Genomic DNA, 20,774 nt, shown 5'->3' with positions numbered 1-20,774 from the left:
ATCAGAGGGCTCCGGAGCCAGTCAGGCGTTGCATGGTGTCACGGAGAATGGCGCTATCAGGCTGCTTTTGCAGGGCATCAGCCCAGATCTTGCGGGCTTCGACCTGTTTGCCCTGGGCCCAGAGCACTTCGCCCAGGTGCGCGGCGACTTCGTGGTCGGGGAACTCTTTGAGGGCCAGGCGCAGAAGCCGTTCGGCTTCAGGCAAGTTGCCCATGCGGTAATTCACCCAGCCGAGGCTGTCGAGGATGGCCGGGTCATCCGGGTTGAGCTTGTGGGCTTGTTCCACCAGCTTCCTGGCCTCGTCGTAACGCGTGGTGCGGTCGGCCAGGGTGTAGCCGAGGGCGTTCAGCGCCATGGCGTTTTCCGGTTCGCGCTCAATGATGAAGCGCAGGTCCTTCTCCAGTTGGGTCAGGTCGTTGCGCTTCTCGGCCAGCATGGCGCGGGTATAGAGCAGATTGAGGTCGTCGGGATACTGCTGCAGGCCCTGCTGGATGACCTTCCAGGCGCGCTCGGGCTGCTGGCGCTCAGCCAGGCTTTCGGCTTCGATCAGGTAAAGCTGGATCGCGTAGTCCGGCTGGGCGTCGCGGGCCTTGGCCAGGCGCGCTTCCGCTTCGTCGGGCTTGCCGCTTTCCAGAAGGATTTCCACCTGGCGCATTTGCGCCGGCAGGTAGTCATTGCCTGGCCCGACTAAGGCGTACTCAAGCAGCGCGCTGTCTTTGTCGCCACGCTTTTCATAGACCTGGCCAAGGTTGAAGTGCGCCGAATCGACGTGGCTGCCGCGGTCCACCAGTTCTTCCAGGTAGACCTGGGCCTCGTCCCAGGCTTCGCCTTCCAGGCAGACCAGGGCCAGGGAGTAGCGCAGGTCGTCGTCATCAGGGAATTGCTGGACCAGGCCGGAGAACTCGGATTTGGCTTCGTCCAGGCGGCCTTGCTCTACCAGCATGCGGGCGTAAGTCAGGCGCAGGCGCTTGTCGTCCGGGTGTTGCTTGATGGCCTTCTGCAGCAGGGGAAGGGCCTCGTCGCCGCGCTTGAGGCTTTGCAGCAGGCGAGCGCGCAGCAGGATCGGGGCAATTTCCTTGTCGTCGGAGGGCACCCCTTCGAGCAGATGGAGCGCTTCTTCGGTGCGGCCATCCTGTTGCAGCAGCACGGCCTTGCCAAATACCAGTTGGCTGTTGTCCGGGTACTTGGTCAGCAGCCGGTCAAAGCTTTGCAACAGACCTGCGCGGGTGTCGGCGTCGGTTTCCGCGGCAGAGAGCGCGAGAAAGTCGAAATGGGTGTCGCCCTGACCCTGGAGCACCTTCTCCATATAGGTCATGGCTTCGTCATATCGGCCAGAACGCGCCAGTTGCACGGCTGCGGCGCGCTGGGCGTCAAGGTTGTCGGGAGCGTTCTTGGCCCAGATCAGCGAGGTGTCCAATGCGGCTTGGTCTGCACCCAGGTACTCGGCGATGCGGAAGGCGCGCTCGGCTACCGCCGGGTCCTGTGTGGCGTTGGCCTGCTGTACATAGTTGCCGAGGGCGATATCGAATCGGTTGCGCTGACCAGCCAGTTCGGCGGCGAGCAGGGCGTAAAGGGTTTCGCGGTTGAACGAACCATAGACCTCGGGCTTGGCGGGCGCGGAGGCCTGGTTGCCTTCCTCGACCGGCGGGGTGCCGTCCGGGGACTTGTGGGTCAAGCTCTGACAGCCGCCGAGAAACAGCAGGGCGGTCAGCAACGCGAGGGATCTATTCATAGGAAGGAAGGCGACTAACCAGCGAGTGCCTCATCATGACACAAGCTGTCAGGCTAGCACATGGGGCGGGGCGGCAACCCGCGGGGGCAAACCTGGTCGGGCAGACAATTATCGGCGGTGGTTGTCGTTGTTCGGGTGAAGTAGGACAATTGCGCGCCCTCCTGTTTCAGTTAGCGACCCTGCATGGCCTTCATTGCTCTTGGTATCAACCACAAGACCGCCTCGGTGGATGTCCGCGAACGCGTGGCTTTCACACCCGAGCAGCTGGTTGAGGCCCTGCAGCAGCTGTGTCGCATAACGCCCAGTCGCGAGGCGGCGATCCTCTCCACCTGCAACCGCAGTGAGCTTTACCTGGAACAGGATCACCCCAGCACCGATGAGGTCCTCGCCTGGCTGGCCGGTTACCACAACCTCAGCCTGGAAGAGCTGCGCGCCTGTGCCTATGTGCACCAGGATGATGATGCCGTCCGCCACATGATGCGCGTTGCCTCCGGGTTGGACTCCATGGTCCTCGGTGAACCGCAGATCCTCGGCCAGATGAAGTCCGCCTACGCCGTTGCCCGTGAGGCCGGTACGGTTGGTCCGCTGCTCGGCCGCTTGTTCCAGGCGACTTTCAGCACCGCCAAGACGGTGCGTACCGACACCGCAATTGGCGAGAACCCGGTTTCCGTGGCCTTCGCTGCCGTCAGCCTGGCCAGGCAGATCTTCTCCGATCTGCACCGCAGCCAGGCGCTGCTGATTGGCGCCGGCGAGACCATTACCCTGGTCGCCCGCCACCTGCACGAGCAGGGCGTGAAGCGCATCGTGGTCGCCAACCGTACCCTGGAGCGCGCCAGCATCCTGGCTGAAGAGTTCGGCGCCCATGCCGTGCTGCTGGCTGACATGCCTCAGGAACTGGTCAACAGCGATATCGTCATCAGCTCCACAGCAAGCCAGTTGCCAATTCTTGGCAAGGGTGCGGTGGAGCGTGCGCTGAAGCAACGTCGACACAAACCGATCTTCATGGTCGACATCGCTGTCCCGCGTGACATCGAGCCCGAAGTGGGTGAACTGGACGACGTCTACCTCTATACCGTGGACGACCTGCACGAGGTCGTCGCGGAGAACCTCAAGAGCCGCCAGGGTGCAGCCCAGGCTGCCGAGGAGCTGGTGGGGGCTGGCGTCGAAGACTTCATGCAGCGCCTGCGTGAGCTGGCCGCAGTTGACGTATTGCGAGCCTATCGCCAGCAGGCCGAGCGTCTGCGTGACGAGGAAGTGCTCAAGGCACAGCGCATGCTGCAGAACGGCACTTCGGCCGAAGAAGTGCTGGCCCTGCTGGCCCGTGGCCTGACCAACAAGCTGCTGCACGCTCCCAGCGTGCAGCTGAAGAAACTCTCTGCCGACGGTCGCTTCGACGCGCTGGCCGTGGCCCAGGAACTCTTCGCCCTCGACGAGGGCTCGGATAAACGTTCGCAATGAAAGCTTCCCTGCTGAACAAGCTCGACCTCCTCCAGGACCGCTACGAGGAGCTCACCGCCCTGCTTGGCGATGCCGAAGTCATCAGTGACCAAGGGAAATTCCGCGCTTACTCCAAGGAGTTTGCGGAGGTCGAACCGGTGATTCTGGCGTTTCGCGAGTTCCGCAAGGTTCAGAGTGATCTGGAAGGCGCCCAGGCGCTGCTCAAGGACAATGATCCGGACCTGCGTGAGATGGCCGAGGAGGAAGTCGCCCTCGCCCGCGAGCAGTTGGCAGAGCTGCAAGACCGCCTGCAACGCATGCTGTTGCCCAAGGACCCCAACGACGGTCGCAACGTGTTCCTGGAAATCCGCGCCGGTACCGGCGGCGACGAGGCGGCGATTTTCTCCGGCGACCTGTTCCGCATGTATTCCCGTTATGCCGAGCGCCAGGGGTGGCGTGTCGAAATCCTCTCCGAGAACGAAGGGGAGCACGGCGGATACAAGGAGGTGATTGCCCGGGTCGAAGGCGACAACGTCTACGCCAAGCTCAAGTTCGAGTCCGGCGCGCACCGTGTTCAACGGGTGCCGGAGACTGAATCACAGGGGCGCATTCACACCTCCGCCTGCACCGTGGCCGTGTTGCCCGAGCCGGACGAGCAGGCCGCCATCGAGATCAATCCCGCCGATCTGCGCGTCGACACCTATCGCGCGTCCGGCGCCGGAGGTCAGCACGTGAACAAGACCGACTCGGCAGTGCGTATTACCCATATCCCATCGGGCATCGTAGTTGAGTGCCAGGAAGAGCGTTCCCAGCACAAGAACCGCGCGAAGGCCATGGCCTGGCTGGCAGCCAAGCTGAACGACCAGCAGGAAGCCGCCGCCCACAAGGAGATGTCCGATACCCGCCGTCTGCTGGTCGGTTCCGGTGACCGTTCCGAGCGCATCCGTACTTACAACTACCCGCAGGGCCGGGTTACCGACCATCGCATCAACCTCACACTTTATGCGCTGGATGACGTCATGGCCGGCAGTGTGGAGGCGGTGATCGAGCCATTGCTTGCCGAATACCAGGCCGACCAGCTCGCGGCTCTGGGAGACTGACGTGACCATCATCGCCAGCCTCCTCGGGCAAGCCCAGTTGCCTGATTCCCCCACCCCACGCCTGGATGCCGAACTCCTGCTGGCTGCCGCCCTCGGCAAGCCGCGCAGCTTCCTGCACACCTGGCCGGAACGGGTAGTCTCCAGCGAAGTGGCTGAACGTTTCGCCAGCTACCTGCAGCGCCGCCGCATGGGTGAGCCGGTGGCGTACATCCTCGGCCACCAAGGCTTCTGGAGCCTGGACCTGGAGGTAGCACCCGATACCTTGATCCCGCGTCCGGATACCGAGCTGCTGGTGGAAACGGCGCTGGCCCTGCTGCCGGCAAGTACCGCCAAGGTGCTTGACCTCGGCACTGGTACCGGTGCCATTGCCTTGGCCCTGGCATGCGAGCGCCTGGGCTGGGAAGTGACCGGTGTGGATCGCATATCCGCAGCCGTGGCGCTGGCCGAGCGCAACCGCGCGCGGCTCAAACTGAACAATGCCCGCTTCGTCGAGAGCCATTGGTTCTCCGCCCTGGGCGAGCAACGTTTCACGCTGATCGTCAGCAATCCGCCTTACATACCCTCCCAGGATCCGCACCTGGCTCAAGGGGACGTGCGCTTCGAGCCGACCAGTGCCCTGGTCGCCGGCGCTGATGGTCTGGACGACATCCGCCTGATCATCAAGGACGCGCCCAAGCACCTGCTGCCTGGTGGCTGGTTGTTGCTGGAGCATGGTTACGACCAGGCTCCGGCCGTGCGTGACCTGTTGGCCCGCCAGGGCTTTCAGCACGTGGATAGCCGCCGCGACCTGGGCGACCACGAACGCATCTCCCTCGGACAATGGCCATGCTGAGCGATCAGGAACTCCTTCGATACAGCCGGCAGATCCTCCTGCCGCAGATCGACGTCGACGGCCAACTGCGGCTGAAACAGAGCAGCGTCCTGATCGTCGGCCTCGGAGGCCTGGGTTCTCCGGTCGCCCTCTACCTGGCCGCCGCGGGGGTAGGTGAACTGCACCTGGCAGACTTCGACACCGTCGACCTGACCAACCTGCAGCGACAGATCGTCCACGACAGCAACAGCGTCGGGCAAAGCAAGGTCGATTCGGCCATGGCCCGCCTTGCTGCGTTGAATCCGGACGTGCACCTGGTGCCGCACTCCCGTGCGCTGGATGAGGACTCCCTGGCTGCCGCTGTCGCTGCGGTGGACCTGGTGCTGGACTGCACCGACAATTTCGGTACCCGCGAAGCGGTCAACGCCGCTTGCGTGGCCGCTGGCAAACCGCTGGTGTCCGGCGCTGCAATTCGTCTCGAGGGCCAGCTTTCGGTCTTCGACCCGCGTCGCGATGACAGCCCTTGCTATCACTGCCTCTACGGTCATGGCAGTGAAGCCGAGCTGACTTGCAGCGAAGCCGGCGTGGTTGGCCCACTGGTTGGCCTGGTGGGCAGCCTGCAGGCATTGGAAGCCCTGAAGCTGCTCGCCGGATTCGGTGAGCCCATGGTCGGCCGCCTGTTGCTGGTGGATGCCCTGGGCAGTCGCTTCCGCGAGCTGCGGGTCAAGCGCGACCCCGCCTGCGAAGTCTGCGGTGTCCGGCGTGCCTGAGGCGGCCACGATCGGGGTCTTCGACTCGGGCGTTGGCGGCCTCTCCGTCCTGCGGGAAATCCGCACACTGTTGCCCCACGAATCGCTGCTGTACGTGGCCGACAGCGGCCATGTCCCCTACGGTGAGAAGAGCGCCGACTTCATCCGTGAACGCAGCCATCACATCGCCGAGTTCCTTCTTGGCCAGGGCGCCAAGGCGCTGGTGCTGGCCTGCAACACCGCGACCGTGGCGGCCGTAGCCGATCTGCGCGAGCGTTATCCACAGCTGCCCATTGTCGGCATGGAGCCCGCAGTAAAGCCGGCAGCGGCGGCCACGCGCAGTGGTGTCGTGGGCGTGCTGGCGACTACGGGCACGCTGAAGAGCGCCAAGTTCGCGGCGCTGCTGGATCGCTTCGCGGGGGACGTACGGGTGATTACCCAACCCTGTCCGGGACTGGTGGAGCGCATCGAAGCCGGCGACCTCATGGGCCCGGAGACGCGTGCCCTGTTGTCGGGCTATGTCGAGCCGCTGTTGGCCGAGGGGTGCGATACGTTGATCCTCGGTTGCACCCACTACCCGTTCCTGCGTCCGTTGTTGCGCCAGATGGTGCCGGACTCCGTCAGCCTGATCGATACCGGTGCGGCAGTCGCCCGACAGCTCCAACGCCTGCTGGGTGCCCGTGGTCTGCTGACGGACGGGGAGTCGAAACAATGTCGTTTCTGGTCGAGTGGCGACCCGGCGATGATGCACGAAATCCTGCCGGTGCTCTGGGGCGAGTCCGCCCGTGTGGACAAGTTCCCCAACTGATGGAAAAGTCCGCCAGATTTCTTTCCCCGATTAAAAAGCTATCTATAATCGCGACTAGGTATTAACACGTTTTTCAGCACTTCAGAAAAAGGACTGTTTTCATGAAGAAGCTTTTCTGCTGGGCCGCAGCAGCAGCCATGTCTATCGGTCACATCGCTTCTGTTCAGGCGGCGGATGTTTCTTTGGATATAGGCCAGACTGGCGAGTCCACGATGGTGTATCGCTTGGGGACCCAATTCGATTTCTCCAGCAGCTGGTTCCAGAGCGATGTGGGTCGCCTGACCGGTTACTGGGACGCCGCCTACACCTACTGGGAAGGTGACGAGACCTCCAGCAACCACAGCCTTTCCTTCTCGCCGGTGTTCGTCTATGAATTCGCCGGTGAGACCGTGAAGCCCTACATCGAAGCCGGTATCGGTGTGGCCGTGTTTGAAAACACCGATCTGGAAGACAATGACCTGGGCTCGTCCTTCCAGTTCGAAGACCGCCTGGGGTTGGGCCTGCGCTTCGCCAATCAGGAAGTCGGCGTACGTGCCATGCACTATTCCAACGCCGGTATCAAGCAACCGAACGATGGCGTAGAGACTTATACCCTGCACTATCGCCTGTCCTTCTGAGGCGAATCTGCAGCACAAGAAACCGGACCAAGTGTCCGGTTTTTTGTTGGCTTTGCATTGAACCGCCGGCGTGGTGGCGCTCGGCAAGGTTCAACGATTGCCCACATGGCCCCGCAGGCCTGGGTCTTCTTCACACGACCCGTTCCGAAAGATTCCTGAAGGCCGCCAAGGCACGTTCACGGCTGGCGGAGAGATCCACCAGCGGTGGGGGATAGCCCGGCGCGCCGAACAGGCCGCCAAGGCTCGCCGGGTTGTGGATATCCCGCTTGTCCAGGTGGGCGAGTTCAGGCAGCCATTGGCGCAGAAAGCGACCGTCCGGGTCGAACTTCTGCGACTGGCTGATGGGGTTGAAGATACGGAAGTACGGGGCTGCATCGGTACCGGTGGATGCGCTCCATTGCCATCCACCGTTATTCGCCGCCAGGTCACCGTCGATCAGGTGGCGCATGAACCAGCGCTCGCCTTCGCGCCAGTCGATCATTAGGTTCTTGGTGAGGAACATGGCCACCACCATGCGCAGGCGGTTGTGCATCCATCCGCTGGCGAGCAGCTGGCGCATGGCAGCGTCAACGATGGGAAAGCCAGTGCGGCCCTGCTGCCAGGCTTCCAGTTCATCTGGCGCATGGCGCCAGGCAAGGGCTTCGGTTTCCTGGCGGAAGGGGCGATGTCGGGAGATACGTGGGTAGCCAACCAGGATGTGCTTGTAGAACTCGCGCCAGAGCAGTTCATTGATCCAGCAGACGGTACCGGCATTGCCACTGTCGAATTCGCCCTGATTGTTGCGCAGTGCCGCGTGCAGGCATTGGCGGGGCGATAGCACACCCGCTGCGAGGTACGGCGAGAGCTGGCTTGTGCCTGGCTGGGCGGGGAAGTCGCGGCGTTTCTCGTAGCACCAGAGCTCCTCAAGTGCGAAGGCGTCCAGGCGATCGAGGGCAGCCTCTTCGCCGGCAGGCCAGAGCTGGCGCAAGCTTTCCAGCGGCGTGGGGAAGCCGTCCACCATGGCCGGTGGTGCGTCACTGGGGATGCCCAGCTCGTCCTGCGCCCTGGGCGGTGGCAGGCAACTCGGCATGGCGATGTGCAGGCGCTGATAGCAGACCTTGCGGAACTGGCTGAAGACCTGGAAGTAGCCCCCAGATTGAGTCAACACACTGCCGGGGCGGAAGAACAGTTGGTCGAGATGGCTGCGCAGGACAATGCCGTCTGCGGCCAGCCGATCGGCCACCTGGCGGTCGCGGTGGGTTTCGTTGATGCCGTACTCCTCGTTCACCTGCACCGAGCTGATATCGAACTCGCGGCAGAGGTCATGCACCACGGATGGGGCGTCGGCCCAGGTTTCGGCACGGCGAATCAGCAGCGGCACGTTCACCCGGCCCAGCGCGCGGGCAAGCGTGGCGAGGTTGCGCAGCCAGAAGTCCACTTTGGCCGGTGCGTCGTCATGCGCCTGCCACTGGCCGGGGCTGACGATATACAAGGCGAGGGTGGGGCCGGCCGCCATGGCGGCGTGCAAGGCACTGTTGTCCTGCACACGCAGGTCGGTGCGGAACCACATGAGTTGGCGCATGGCGCGTTCCTTTATCGGTTGAGTAGCAGGCCCAGGTTGGCTAGGGCTTGCAGGGCGTCCAACGGGCCTTCGGCCAGGGTGGCGCCAGGGGCGAGTTCCGCCTGGTGGATGGCCGCGGCGGGGCCGCCCAGCAGGCATGGGCAGGGGTGGCCGTCGAGCAGTCGCGGCAACTGGCCGGCTGCGAGCGGCTGGCTGGAGTAGAAGAGCAGGGCGCGGGGTTGGATCTGCGCCATGGCCAGTGTTAGTTCGGCGGCGGGCACCGGCCAGTCGAAGACTTCCACCGCGCAATCGGCGCTGCTGACGAGCCAGGCAGTCAGCCAGAGGCCTGGCTCCATGGGCAGGTCGGAGGCGTTGACCAGGAGGATCGGCGCGGCGCTGTACTGGCGGTTGTTGTGGTAGAGGCGTGTGCCGAGCTTGGTGCGCAGCCAGGAGTAGAGGAACACGCGTTCCACCTGACCGCCGAACTGGTTGCGCCAGCGCTGCTCCAGGTCTTGCAGCAGCGGCTGTAGCAACTGGCGGTAGAGCGTCTGGGGCGGATACAGCGCCATGGCTGCGTTGAAGCACTCATCCAGCTGACGCTCGGCGAGGTTGCCGATGGCCTCCAACAGGTTCCGGCGCTGCTCTTCCCAGGGTGAGCCGGAGGAGGTATCGAGGGATGCCGGTGCGTCTTGGTCCTTAAGTAACCCCTTGACCTGACCCACAGCGACGCCCCGGTCCAGCCAGGTCAGGATCAGGTGGATGCGCGCCACTTCTTCCCGGGTATACAGGCGGTGGCCCTTGCTGGTGCGAAGCGGCACGATCAATCCGTAGCGGCGTTCCCAGGCGCGCAGGGTTACCGGATTGACGCCGGTCTGGCGCGCCACTTCGCGGATCGGTAGCAGGCCGCGTGCGAGGGCAGCTTGGTAGTCGTTGCCCGTTGGGTTGTCGCCGGTGATGTCCATGGCTAGAGGGCGTTGCGCAGGCTGAGTTCTTCCGGATGCGGCTGCAGGTAGGCCTGCTGGGCGATGTATCGGTCCGGGTGACCGTTGAAGTGGTGTTTGAGCAGGGTGATAGGCACAACCAGTGGGACCACGCCGCTGCGGTACTGCTCAATCAGGCGCTGGAGTTCGGCCTTCTCGGGGCGGCTGAGGTGAGGCTTCAGGTAGCCGCTGAGGTGCTGCAGCACGTTGCTGTGAGTTCCGCGGGTGGCGCATTTCCTCAGGGCGACCATCAGGGCCGAGAAGTAACGCGGGCCGATCTCCTCCGCCGGCTGTGCGCCGATGCCGCCGAGCAGGCGACCAAGGACCTTGTACTGCACCGGGTCGTGCGCCATCAGCTGGTACTTGTAGCGAGAGTGGAAGGCGATGATCGACTTGTGGCTCAGGCCCTCGCGACGCAGCGCCTGCCATTGGGCATACGCGTAGACGCGCGTGAGGAAGTTTTCCCGCAGGACCGGGTCGTTGAGGCGACCGTCTTCTTCCACGGGCAGGTCTGGACGGCGGGCACAGAAGGCGCTGGCGAAGATTCCGCGGCCGCCACCGTCGCTCGTATGGCCGTTGGCCTGGTAGACCTTGACCCGTTCGAGCCCGCAGGATGGGGATTTCTGCATGAAGATATAGCCGCTGATGTCGTCGAGCTGCGTGGCCATGATTTCGCCGAACTCTGCCAACGCTTCGGTGTGGTCGCGTTGAGGTTCGCGACTGTTCACTGCGCGCGGGGCAACGGCGTCGCCCACCAGGCGGATGGGTTCGCGGGGAATGCCGAGGCCGATGGCCACTTCCGGGCACAGGGGCACGAAATCGAAATGCTCCGCCAGGCTGCGGCTGCACAACCGCGATTCCTTGTGCCCGCCATTGAAGCGCACGGGGTCACCGAGGAGGCAGGCGCTGATGCCCAGTTTGGGGCGCTGGGGCAGATCTAAGGGCATGGGGATATACCTGGACATGAGTTATACAAGTCCTGATTTATGTATAGCTTTCAAGGAATAATAGAAACAAAATTGTACAAGTCAAATGCCTTGTACAAGTTTGGGGAGGCGGGGTCAGTGCCAGCCGATCTGCCAGCGGCGGGTGTCGGCCAAGGCGCGCCAGGGCAAGCGCTGGTTGCGGTGAGTGTGCACTGCTTCGAGTTCCACAGCCCATATTTCGCCGGCGTCATCGAGGATGAGACGGCTGACCAGAAAGTGTTTTTCGCGGTCGGACGGCTCTAGGGCCGTCCATTTCGAGAGTAGCAGTTTACGCGGGTTCAACCGCGGCGCGGTCACAGGTGTTCGAGCAGTCGGCGTGCGGCTTCCTGGCCGCTGAGCCAGGCGCCTTCCACGCGACCGGACAGGCACCAGTCACCGCAGGCGTACAACCCCAGGTCCGCGTCGGCGAGGGCGCCCCACTGGTGCGCCTGGCTGGGCCGGGCATAGAGCCAGCGATGGGCCAGGCTGAAATTCGGGGCTGGTACGGCACAGCCAATCATCTCGGCGAATGCGCCATGGAGGTGCTCGATCACCGCTTCCTTGGGCATGTCCAGGTGTTGCTTGCTCCAGGCGCTGGTGGCATGCAGGACCCAGGTGTCCAGACTGGCTTCGCGACCTGGCTTGGAGCGGTTGCGAGCGAGCCACTCCAGCGGACTGTCTTGCAGGAAACAGCCTTCTACGCGGGTGTCCAGTGGTTCGTTGAATCCCATCGCCACGGCCCAGGTCGGCTCCATGGCAACGCTTGCGGCGGCGCCGGCCAGTTTGGGGGCGGCGGCCAGCAATGCAGCAGCCTGAGGTGCTGGCGTGGCGACGATCACATGGCTGAAGGGGCCGTGGCTGAGACCTTCGGCATCCTGCAGGCCCCAGTGGCGTTCGCCACGGAAGACCTCGGTGATGCGGCAGGCGAAGTTCACCGGCAGGGCGCCGAGCAGGGCGCGGGTGATGGCGCTCATGCGTGGTGTGCCGACCCAGCGGATCTGCTCGTCGGGGGAGGGCAGCAGACGGCCTTCGCTGTAGTTGTAGAGACTCGGCGACCACTCGGCGACCCAGCCGCGGTCGCGCCATTGCTGCACCATTTCGGCGAAGCGCCGGTCGCGGGCGGTGAAGTACTGGGCGCCAAGGTCAACGGAGCCGGCATCGCTGCGTTTGCTGGCCATGCGCCCGCCACTGCCGCGACTCTTGTCGAAGAGTTCCACGTCCTGCCCAGCCGCATGGAGCGCCTGGGCGGCGGAGAGGCCGGATATACCGGTACCGATGATGGCGATAGGTGCACTCATGGTCTACCTCGTTACCTATGGCTACAGGCTACGCTTTAGACAAGACCTGTACAATATTCAAACGTTGTACAGGTTGGTCGGTTCCAATCGCGGATGCCTGTATTTCTGACGGTGCGTGGCCCAATCCGGGGCACGTCGAAACGTCATAAACCAGACTAGGGCGATATCCGCACTTAGCGCCATGCGAGGAGGATGCCATGCACATATTGCTGACCGGCGGTACTGGTCTGATCGGCCGGGCGCTCTGCCAACGATGGCTGGCCGAGGGTCATCAGCTAACAGTCCTGAGCCGCCGACCGCAAGGCGTCGCCAGCCTGTGTGGCCGTGCGGTGCGTGGCATCAGTCAGTTTTCCGACTATGGCGACGAGCCTCTGGACGCCATCGTCAACCTGGCCGGCGAACCCATCGCTGATCGCCATTGGAGCAACAAGCGCAAGGCACAGCTTTGGGGCAGCCGCATTACCCTTACCGAGCAGCTGCTGGAGTGGCTGGAGAAGCGCGACCAGATGCCGCGGGTGCTGCTCAGCGGCTCGGCGGTAGGCTGGTACGGCGATGGTGGAGAGCGGGAGCTGACCGAGGATTCGCCGCCTGTAACCGACGACTTCGCCAGCCAGCTCTGCGTGGCCTGGGAAGAGACCGCGCAACGCGCCGACGCACTTGGCATCCGTGTGGTGCTGGTGCGCACCGGTTTGGTGCTGGCACGTGACGGTGGTTTCCTCAAGCGCCTGGTGCCGCCGTTCAAGTTGGGGCTGGGTGGTCCCTTGGGCAATGGCCGGCAATGGATGCCTTGGGTACATCTGGATGATCAAATCGCGTTGATCGATTTTCTCTTGCGGCAGGACGATGCGCGCGGTCCCTATAATGCGTGCTCGCCGCAGCCGGTACGCAACCGCGACTTTGCCCGCAGCCTGGGGCGTGTGTTGGGGCGGCCCGCCTTCATGCCGGCCCCGGCGTTCGTCCTGCGTCTGCTGCTGGGCGAACTGTCCGGCTTGCTGCTGGGTGGACAGCGCGCGGTGCCGGCCCGGTTGCGGGCGGCAGGTTTCACCTTTGCATTCACCGATCTGGACATGGCGCTCGGCGACCTGCTGAAGCCTAAGGATGTTTGATGACTGATCACGCGTTGCTGTTGGTCAACCTGGGATCTCCGGCTTCCACCAAGGTGGAGGATGTAAGGAGCTACCTCGACCAGTTCCTCATGGACCCTTACGTGGTTGACTTGCCCTGGCCGCTGCGGCGCCTGCTGGTTTCGCTGATCCTGATCAAGCGCCCGGCGCAGTCGGCCCACGCCTATTCGTCCATCTGGTGGCCGGATGGCTCGCCGCTGATTGTTCTCAGCCGTGAGCTGCAGGAGGCCATCGGCCCGCACTGGCCCCATGGTCCGGTGGAGCTGGCCATGCGCTACGGCGAACCCTCGATCGAACGCGCGCTGCGCAAATTGGCCGGGCAGGGCGTCAAACGCGTCACCCTGGCACCTCTCTATCCGCAGTTCGCCGACAGCACCACCACAACTGCCATCGAAGAGGCACGTCGGGTGATTCGCGAGCAGGGCCTTAAGCTGCAGGTGTCGGTGCTGCCTCCCTTCTTTGCCGAGCCGGACTACCTGGACGCCCTGGTGGCCAGCGCCAAGCCTTACCTGGAGCAGGAGTTCGATCACCTGCTGCTGAGCTTCCACGGGTTGCCCGAGCGGCACATCCGCAAGCTGGTGAAAGGCATCGACCCGCAGCACGACTTGCGTGCCCCGGACAGCCGTGGCGTCAGCGACCAGGTCCTGGCGGTCTGCTACCGCAGCCAGTGCCAGCGCACCGCGGAAGCCTTCGCCGAGCGCGCCGGCTTGAAGCCCGGACAGTGGTCGGTGTCCTTTCAATCCCGCCTGGGCCGGGACAAGTGGATCGAGCCCTATACCGAGGCCCGCCTCGACGAGCTGGCGAAGCAGGGCGTGAAGAAGCTGCTGGTGATGTGCCCAGCCTTCGTGGCCGACTGCATCGAAACGCTGGAGGAAATCGGCCAGCGCGGCAGCGAGCAGTTCCGGGAAGCCGGTGGCCGTGAGCTGGTGCTGGTGCCGTGCATGAATAGCCATCCGCAGTGGGTGTCGGCGCTAGCCCGGCTCTGCGAGACGGCCGTAAGGCCGCTCTGAAGTTATCAGCCGGAGTGCATGATGCGCATTCACTCTGCCTATATTGTGTGATCTCCGGTATTCAGCCTGTCCATGGCCACCTAAGCTGGGTTCTTCTTCAACCGTCGTGCGCCGCACCGGCGGCGCCGAGGAGAGCCCAGTGCAGAACAAGAACAACGGCTACCCCTCGAGCCTGAGCGCGTGGACCACCGTCGCCATCCTGATGGTGGCGTATGTGCTGTCCTTCATCGACAGGCAAATCCTCAACCTGCTGGTGGAGCCCATCCGCCGCGACCTGGCCATCAGCGACACGCAGATGAGCTTGCTGATGGGCTTATCCTTCGCACTTTTCTACACCGTGTGTGGCATTCCCCTGGGGCGTCTGGCCGATAGCCGCAGCCGACGTGGGCTGATTGCGGTCGGCGTGCTGTTCTGGAGCGCCGCCACCGCAGCTTGCGGCATGGCCAAGCTCTACTGGCAGTTCCTGCTCTGTCGCATTGGCGTTGGCGTGGGCGAGGCGGCGTTGTCGCCGGCGGCTTATTCGCTGATCGCTGACAGTTTTCCCAAGGAGCGTCGTGCCACCGCCATCAGCGTCTATTCCATGGGCGTCTATCTCGGCTCCGGGCTGGCCTTCCTGCTCGGTGGGCTGGTGATCAAGTTCGCTTCCGCCCAGGGCGACGTGCACTTGCCGCTCGTGGGCGAGGTGCGGCCCTGGCAGTTGATTTTCCTGGCCCTCGGCGCGGCAGGCGTACTCTTCACCTTGTTGATGCTGGCCGTGCGTGAACCCCAGCGGCGCGGCGTTGGCGCCGGCGTGGTGGTGCCCCTTGCGGAAGTCGGTCGCTACCTGCGCAGCAACCGGCGCACCGTGATTTGCCACAACTTCGGCTTCGCCGGCCTGGCCTTCGCCGGTTACGGCAGCGCCGCCTGGATTCCCACCTTCTACATTCGCACCCACGGCTGGGACGCCGGCCAAGTGGGTGTGATCTACGGCAGCCTAGTGGCGGTATTCGGCTGTCTCGGCATCGTTTTCGGTGGACGGCTGGCGGACTGGATGGCCAAGCATGGGCGGGCCGACGCCAACATGCGCGTCGGCCTGTTCGCCGCCGTGGGGGCGCTGCCGCTCGTGGTGCTCTTCCCGCTGATGGACGATGCCTTCTGGGTCACGGTGCTGATGGCGCCCACGGTGTTCTGCCTGAGCATGCCCTTCGGCGTGGCGCCGGCGGCGATCCAGGAGATCATGCCCAACTCCATGCGGGGTCAGGCTTCGGCGATCTACCTTTTCGTGATCACCCTGATCGGTCTCGGTTTCGGTCCCACGGCGGTCGCCCTGGTGACGGACTACGTCTTCGCCGACGATAAGGCCCTGCGTTACTCGTTGCTGATCGTCACGACCCTTGCGGTGGCCAGTTCGGTGGTGCTGCTAGGGGCCGGCCTGAAGCCGTACCGCGAAAGCTTGAAGCGCCTGCAGCAGTGGGGCGTGGATTCGCAGGACGAAACGATGCTTCGCGAGGCACAACCTTCCACATAGGTTGTGGCTGAGTGCAACGAAGCCCAACCGGGGGGATATCGTTGGGTTTTGCGTAGCTCAGCCACAACCTACGGCACAAGCAGGCAAAAAAAGCCCCGCATCGCGGGGCTGTTTCATGGCGCTGTTTCAGATGTGCGGCGCATCGTCCGGGCGCTGATGCTTCCAGGTCTGATGGCCCGGCAGGATCAGGTTGAGGGCGATGGCGACGATGGCGCAGAGGGCGATGCCTTTCAGGCCGAAGTCGTCCTGGCCGGTGCCGGTGCCCACCAGCATGCCGCCGATGCCGAACACCAGGGTCACGGAGACGATCACCAGGTTGCGCGCCTCGGCCAGGTCCACCTGGTGGCGGATCATGGTGTTCAGGCCCACCGCGGCGATGGAGCCGAACAGCAGGCAGAGGATGCCGCCCATGACCGGTACCGGGATGCTCTGCAGAATGGCGCCGAACTTGCCGATGAAGGCCAGGCCGACGGCGAAGACCGCTGCCCAGGTCATGATTTTCGGGTTGTAGTTCTTGGTCAGCATCACCGCGCCGGTCACTTCCGCGTAGGTGGTGTTCGGCGGGCCGCCGAACAGGCCGGCGGCCGAGGTGGCGAGGCCGTCGCCCAGCAGGGTGCGGTGCAGGCCGGGCTTCTTCAGGTAGTTGCGACCGGTCACGCTGCCCACCGCGATCACCCCGCCGATGTGCTCGATGGCCGGGGCCAGGGCCACCGGGACGATGAACAGAATGGCCTGCAGATTGAACTCGGGTGCGGTGAAGTTCGGCAGTTCCAGCCAGGGTGCGGCGGCGATCCTGGCGGTGTCGACCACGCCGAACCAGAAGGACAGGGCGAAACCAACCAGCACGCCGGAGATGATCGGTACCAGGCGGAAGATGCCCTTGCCGAACACGGCGACAATCAGCGTGGTGAGCAGCGCCGGCATGGAAATCCACATGGCGGTGGCGTAGGGGATCAGCTCGGCGCCGTCACCGCCCTTGCCCATGGCCATGTTGGCGGCGATGGGGGCCATGGCTAGGCCGATGGAGATCACCACCGGACCGATCACCACCGGCGGCAGCAGGCGGTCGATGAAACCGGTGCCTTTGATCTTCACGGCAAGGCCAAGGAATGTATAGACGAAGCCCGCCGCCACCACGCCGCCCATGGTCGCGGCCAGGCCGAACTGGCCCTTGGCGAGGATGATGGGGGTGATGAAGGCGAAGCTGGAGGCCAGGAATACCGGAACCTGGCGTCCGGTGACCAACTGGAACAGCAGGGTGCCAAGGCCGGCGGTGAAGAGCGCTACGTTCGGGTCCAGTCCGGTGATCAACGGCATCAGCACCAGGGCGCCAAAGGCCACGAAAAGCATCTGTGCGCCGGAGATGACCTGACGCCAGAGCGGGTCCTTGAATTCGTCGCTCATCGATCAGTTTTCCTTCTGCTTGGTGCCGAAGATCTTGTCGCCGGCATCGCCGAGGCCCGGGATGATGTAGCCGTGCTCGTTGAGCTTCTGATCGATGGACGCGGTGAAGATCATGACGTCCGGGTGGGCATCGTTGACGACCTTGATGCCTTCGGGTGCGGCGACCAGCACCATGGCGCGGATTTCCTTGCAGCCGGCGCGTTTGAGCAGGTCGATGGTCGCGACCATCGAGCCGCCGGTGGCCAGCATCGGGTCGATGATCAGCGCCAGGCGCTCGTCGATCTCCGGCGCAAGCTTCTCCAGGTAGGTGTGGGCTTCCAGGGTTTCCTCGTTACGGGCAACGCCGACGGCGCTGACCTTGGCGCCCGGGATCAGGCTGAGCACGCCGTCGAGCATGCCGATTCCGGCGCGCAGGATGGGCACCACGGTGATCTTCTTGCCGGCGATCTTCTCGACCTGCACAGTGCCGGCCCAGCCCTGGATTTCGTAGTTTTCCAAGGGCAGGTCATTGGTCGCTTCGTAAGTCAGCAGGGCGCCGACTTCCTGTGCCAGTTCGCGGAAGTTCTTGGTGCTTATGTCGGCGCGGCGCATCAGGCCGAGCTTGTGGCGGATCAGCGGGTGGCGGATCTCACGAATGGGCATGGAAGGGTTCTCCGGCGGGCTGGCAAAAAAATTGCGTTAGCTTAATCCATTGATCACGGGCTGTGCTGCACTGACTGGTGGGTCAGCGGCCGCTGATGTCGCGGTCAGGCAAGGAACTGTCACATGCGGCAGCAGCCTGCTGCAGTATGGTCGACACTCGTCCGTCGGGGCTTGCCCCGGGGCAGGCGGATGGGTACCTTTGCCGACTTTTATCTTGACGCCCCGTTCAAGTTTTCACCGGGAACCGTGCATGTTCCCCGCCGAACCTAGAGGAATTGCCATGTCCGCCGATCTCGCACACATCCGCCAGGTAATGGCCGAAGCCGACTGCCTGTACACCGAAACCCAGGTCGAGGCGGCCATCGCCCAGGTCGGCGAAGCCATCAATGGTGAACTGGCCGAGCGCAATCCGGTGGTCTTCTGCGTGATGAACGGCGGTCTGATCTTTGCCGGCAAGCTGCTGCCCAAGCTGAACTTCCCGCTGGAGCTGTCCTACCTGCACGCCACCCGCTACCGCAACGAAACCAGCGGCGGTGAGCTGTTCTGGAAGGCCAAGCCGGAAATCTCCTTCATCGACCGCGATGTGCTGATCATCGATGACATCCTCGACGAGGGGCACACCCTGGCCGCCATCATCGACTTCTGCAAACACGCCGGTGCCGCCACCGTGCATACCGCTGTGCTGATCGACAAGACCCATGACCGCAAGGCCCGCCCGGACTTGAAGGCCGATTACGTGGGCCTGCCCTGCGAAGACCGCTACATCTTCGGCTACGGCATGGACTACAAGGGCTACTGGCGCAACGCCGCGGGCATCTTCGCGGTCAAGGGGCTCTGAATGGGCGCGCCACGTTTCCTCGATCAGGGCCTGTTCGCCGACTTGGCCGAGAAAGCTGCGGCGAGCCCGCGCAAGCGCCAGCACCATAACTTCCATGCCATGGAAGAGCCCTGCCATCGCATGGCGGTGGGGCTGCAACCCGAAACCTACATCCCGCCGCACCGGCACCTGTCCGCTGACAAGGCGGAAAGTTTGCTGGTGCTCAAGGGCCGTCTGGGCCTGCTGATCTTCGATGACGACGGCAAGGTGACCGACAAGCGCGAACTGGTCGCCGGCGGTGATTGCATTGGCGTCAATCTGCCGCCAGGTGTGTTCCATGCCCTGGTGGTGCTGGATCCGGACAGCCTGCTGTTCGAGTGCAAGGCCGGTCCTTACCGTCCGGTTGGCGAAGGCGAGCAACCGGCCTGGGCACCTCGCGAGGGTGAGCCAGGCGCGGCCGATTACTTGGCCTGGATGCGCTCGCTGTTCGTTTGAGGCGCATCGCTGTGCAGCCATTGCAGCGCCTTGGCCCGTGCTTGTTCCAGCGACTGCACATAGGCCAGGCGGCCGCTCTCCCGGTGGACGCCAGCGCGGCGGAGTTTCAGTCGCACTCGAGGTGAAGTGCCCACCAGCACCAATCCTACGCCTTGGCGACTGTAGTCGTGCAGCAGGTTCTCCAGGGCGGCCAGCGCCGTCATGTCCAGCATGGGAACCGCCCCCATTTCGACGATCACCACTTTCACCTCGGGGTTGAAACGGCGAAGCACGCTCAGGGCTTTCTCGGCTGCACCGAAGAACAGCGGCCCGCGAATAGCGTACGCCAGCACCTGTTCGGGCAACTCGTGCAGCGCTTCGTGGAAGTGACGTGGTAGCGGGGCCGTGTCGGTGAGGTCACTCATGCGCTTGATGAACAGGCCCGCGGCCAGCAGCAGGCCAACACCCACCGCCAGCACCATATCGAACAATACCGTCAGTATCAGGCAGGTCAGCAGCACCAACACGTCATTGCGCGGCGCGATGCGCAGGGTATGCGCCACATGCCGTGCCTCGCTCATGTTCCAGGCCACCATTAGCAGCAGTGCGGCCAGCGCGGCCATGGGCAGGTAGCTGAACAGCGGCGCGAGCAGCAGCATCGCCAGCAGGACCACGCCGGCGTGAATGATGGCGGCGATGGGCGAACGCGCTCCGGCACGGACGTTGGCGGCGCTGCGGGCGATTGCGGCGGTGGCAGTGATACCGCCGAACAGTGGGGCGACCAGATTGCCCAGGCCCTGGCCGACCAGTTCGGCATTGGGATCGTGACGCGTGCCGGCCATACCGTCGGCCACGACGGCGCAGAGCAGCGATTCGATGGCGCCGAGCATGGCGATGGCGAAGGCCGGCGCTAGCAACTGGCGAATCAGCTCGAAGGACAGGCCAAGGGGCTGGCCATCCGGTCCGGGCAGTTGCCAGGGCCAGGCGAAGGTCGGGAGGAAGGGCGGAATGCCGGGATGGCTGACGCCGTCCACCATGTAGCTGAAGCGCTCGCCGAGGGTGGCGACAGGCAGGTTCAGGGCCTCCAGCAGCAGGCCGAGCAGGGCTCCCAGGGCCAGGGCCACCAGATGTCCCGGCACTTTGGGGACCAGGCGCGGCCAGAACACCAGTACTGCGAAGCAGGCGATGGCCACCAAAGTGTCGCCGAGGTGTGTGGTCGGCAGCGCTTCGCCGAGCAGGCGTAATTGGTCCACATAGTTCTGCGGCGTCTGCGCCAGCTGCAGGCCCAGAAGGTCCTTGATCTGCAGGGTCGCGATGACGATGCCGATGCCGGCAGTGAAGCCCAGGGTCACTGGATAGGGGATGAACTGGATCAGTCGGCCCAGGCGCGCCAGGCCCATGGCGATGAGGATCAGCCCGGCCATAAAGGTACAGAGCAGCAGGCCGCCGAGGCCGAACTGCTGGGTGATCGGCAGCAGGATCACCACGAAGGCGGCGGTGGGGCCCGAAATATTGAAGCGCGAGCCGCCAGTGAGGGCGATCAACGGCGCGGCCATCAGCACCGTGTAGAGGCCGTGCTGCGGGGCTACGCCGACTGCAATGGCCAGCGCCATGGCCAAGGGAATGGCGATGATGCCGACGGTCACGCCAGCGGCCAGGTCGCCACGCAGGCTCGACAGCGAGTACCCCTCGCACAGGGACTGGCGCAGGGCAGCAAATAGTGGGGGGAGGTATGTGGACATGGCGGCTCCTTCGCTGG

The 20,774-nt window shown here is 64.1% G+C and carries 20 protein-coding genes; 11 read left to right on the top strand and 9 right to left on the bottom strand.

Annotation, left to right across the window (positions count from 1 at the left end):
* Position 1: 1 nt before the first annotated feature.
* Positions 2-1,732, bottom strand: coding sequence for a tetratricopeptide repeat protein (locus tag E8F20_RS15840; RefSeq protein WP_280284563.1), 1,731 nt, complete (start codon positions 1,730-1,732; stop codon positions 2-4).
* Between the two features lie 183 nt (positions 1,733-1,915).
* Between E8F20_RS15840 and hemA the strand changes: the two genes are divergently transcribed.
* The 6 genes from hemA to E8F20_RS15810 all read left to right on the top strand — a co-directional run bounded on the left by hemA (position 1,916) and on the right by E8F20_RS15810 (position 7,254).
* Positions 1,916-3,190 carry a glutamyl-tRNA reductase gene (gene hemA / locus E8F20_RS15835; protein WP_280284562.1) on the top strand — a complete coding sequence of 425 codons (1,275 nt, stop codon included), beginning with the start codon at positions 1,916-1,918 and terminating at the stop codon, positions 3,188-3,190.
* Positions 3,187-4,269, top strand: coding sequence for a peptide chain release factor 1 (prfA, locus tag E8F20_RS15830; RefSeq protein ID WP_280284561.1), 1,083 nt, complete (start codon positions 3,187-3,189; stop codon positions 4,267-4,269). The genes hemA and prfA overlap by 4 nt, the downstream gene beginning before the upstream one ends.
* Position 4,270: 1 nt before the next feature.
* Positions 4,271-5,101: a peptide chain release factor N(5)-glutamine methyltransferase gene (gene prmC, locus E8F20_RS15825; protein WP_280284560.1), complete on the top strand. Its 831-nt coding sequence runs from the start codon at positions 4,271-4,273 to the stop codon at positions 5,099-5,101.
* Complete coding sequence (locus tag E8F20_RS15820) at positions 5,095-5,850, top strand: molybdopterin-synthase adenylyltransferase MoeB (protein ID WP_280284559.1); 756 nt, start codon at positions 5,095-5,097, stop codon at positions 5,848-5,850. Before prmC ends, E8F20_RS15820 begins: the two co-directional genes overlap by 7 nt.
* Entirely contained in the window at positions 5,843-6,637 is a 795-nt protein-coding gene (gene murI / locus E8F20_RS15815; protein WP_280284558.1) for a glutamate racemase, read from the top strand. The genes E8F20_RS15820 and murI overlap by 8 nt, the downstream gene beginning before the upstream one ends.
* Before the next feature lie 101 nt (positions 6,638-6,738).
* Entirely contained in the window at positions 6,739-7,254 is a 516-nt protein-coding gene (locus tag E8F20_RS15810; protein WP_280284557.1) for an acyloxyacyl hydrolase, read from the top strand.
* Positions 7,255-7,384: 130 nt separating this feature from the next.
* On the opposite strand, the gene phrB is transcribed toward E8F20_RS15810, so the two are convergent.
* From phrB to E8F20_RS15785, 5 genes are all read right to left on the bottom strand, one after another.
* Positions 7,385-8,815, bottom strand: coding sequence for a deoxyribodipyrimidine photo-lyase (gene phrB, locus E8F20_RS15805; RefSeq protein WP_280284555.1), 1,431 nt, complete (start codon positions 8,813-8,815; stop codon positions 7,385-7,387).
* An 11-nt stretch (positions 8,816-8,826) separates the two neighbouring features.
* Positions 8,827-9,756, bottom strand: coding sequence for a MerR family transcriptional regulator (locus tag E8F20_RS15800; RefSeq protein WP_280284554.1), 930 nt, complete (start codon positions 9,754-9,756; stop codon positions 8,827-8,829).
* A gap of 2 nt (positions 9,757-9,758) precedes the next feature.
* The gene (locus E8F20_RS15795) at positions 9,759-10,721 is read right to left on the bottom strand and encodes a 2-thiouracil desulfurase family protein (protein ID WP_280284553.1); all 963 of its coding nucleotides are present in this window, start codon (positions 10,719-10,721) and stop codon (positions 9,759-9,761) included.
* Between the two features lie 114 nt (positions 10,722-10,835).
* A complete protein-coding gene (locus E8F20_RS15790; RefSeq protein ID WP_280284552.1) occupies positions 10,836-11,057 on the bottom strand; it encodes a TIGR02450 family Trp-rich protein in 222 nt (73 codons plus the stop codon).
* Positions 11,054-12,037: an NAD(P)/FAD-dependent oxidoreductase gene (locus tag E8F20_RS15785; RefSeq protein ID WP_280284551.1), complete on the bottom strand. Its 984-nt coding sequence runs from the start codon at positions 12,035-12,037 to the stop codon at positions 11,054-11,056. The genes E8F20_RS15790 and E8F20_RS15785 overlap by 4 nt, the downstream gene beginning before the upstream one ends.
* 197 nt (positions 12,038-12,234) lie before the next feature.
* Between E8F20_RS15785 and E8F20_RS15780 the strand changes: the two genes are divergently transcribed.
* From E8F20_RS15780 to E8F20_RS15770, 3 genes are all read left to right on the top strand, one after another.
* Entirely contained in the window at positions 12,235-13,143 is a 909-nt protein-coding gene (locus tag E8F20_RS15780) for a TIGR01777 family oxidoreductase (RefSeq protein ID WP_280284550.1), read from the top strand.
* A complete protein-coding gene (hemH, locus tag E8F20_RS15775; protein WP_280284549.1) occupies positions 13,143-14,171 on the top strand; it encodes a ferrochelatase in 1,029 nt (342 codons plus the stop codon). Before E8F20_RS15780 ends, hemH begins: the two co-directional genes overlap by 1 nt.
* A 139-nt stretch (positions 14,172-14,310) precedes the next feature.
* Complete coding sequence (locus E8F20_RS15770; RefSeq protein WP_280284547.1) at positions 14,311-15,678, top strand: MFS transporter; 1,368 nt, start codon at positions 14,311-14,313, stop codon at positions 15,676-15,678.
* A gap of 126 nt (positions 15,679-15,804) precedes the next feature.
* On the opposite strand, the gene E8F20_RS15765 is transcribed toward E8F20_RS15770, so the two are convergent.
* Together E8F20_RS15765 and upp are read right to left on the bottom strand one after the other, a co-directional pair.
* Positions 15,805-17,082: a uracil-xanthine permease family protein gene (locus E8F20_RS15765; protein WP_280284546.1), complete on the bottom strand. Its 1,278-nt coding sequence runs from the start codon at positions 17,080-17,082 to the stop codon at positions 15,805-15,807.
* 3 nt (positions 17,083-17,085) lie between these two features.
* Entirely contained in the window at positions 17,086-17,724 is a 639-nt protein-coding gene (gene upp / locus E8F20_RS15760) for a uracil phosphoribosyltransferase (RefSeq protein WP_028629936.1), read from the bottom strand.
* A gap of 280 nt (positions 17,725-18,004) precedes the next feature.
* Between upp and E8F20_RS15755 the strand changes: the two genes are divergently transcribed.
* Both E8F20_RS15755 and E8F20_RS15750 read left to right on the top strand, forming a co-directional pair.
* Complete coding sequence (locus E8F20_RS15755; protein WP_280284545.1) at positions 18,005-18,562, top strand: hypoxanthine-guanine phosphoribosyltransferase; 558 nt, start codon at positions 18,005-18,007, stop codon at positions 18,560-18,562.
* Positions 18,563-19,036, top strand: a complete 474-nt coding sequence (locus tag E8F20_RS15750) for a WbuC family cupin fold metalloprotein (RefSeq protein ID WP_280284544.1) — start codon at positions 18,563-18,565, stop codon at positions 19,034-19,036. It abuts the gene before it with no gap.
* Here E8F20_RS15750 and dauA read toward each other — a convergent pair.
* Positions 19,003-20,757: a C4-dicarboxylic acid transporter DauA gene (dauA, locus tag E8F20_RS15745; RefSeq protein WP_280284543.1), complete on the bottom strand. Its 1,755-nt coding sequence runs from the start codon at positions 20,755-20,757 to the stop codon at positions 19,003-19,005. The two genes, E8F20_RS15750 and dauA, sit on opposite strands and share 34 nt — an antisense overlap.
* Between the last annotated feature and the right edge of the window lie 17 nt (positions 20,758-20,774).

The sequence above is a fragment of the Pseudomonas sp. BN415 genome (genome assembly GCF_029871195.1).
GTDB lineage: Bacteria > Pseudomonadota > Gammaproteobacteria > Pseudomonadales > Pseudomonadaceae > Metapseudomonas > Metapseudomonas resinovorans.
The sequence above is the reverse complement of the archived record's forward strand: the minus strand, read 5'-3'. Positions and strand labels throughout refer to the sequence as shown.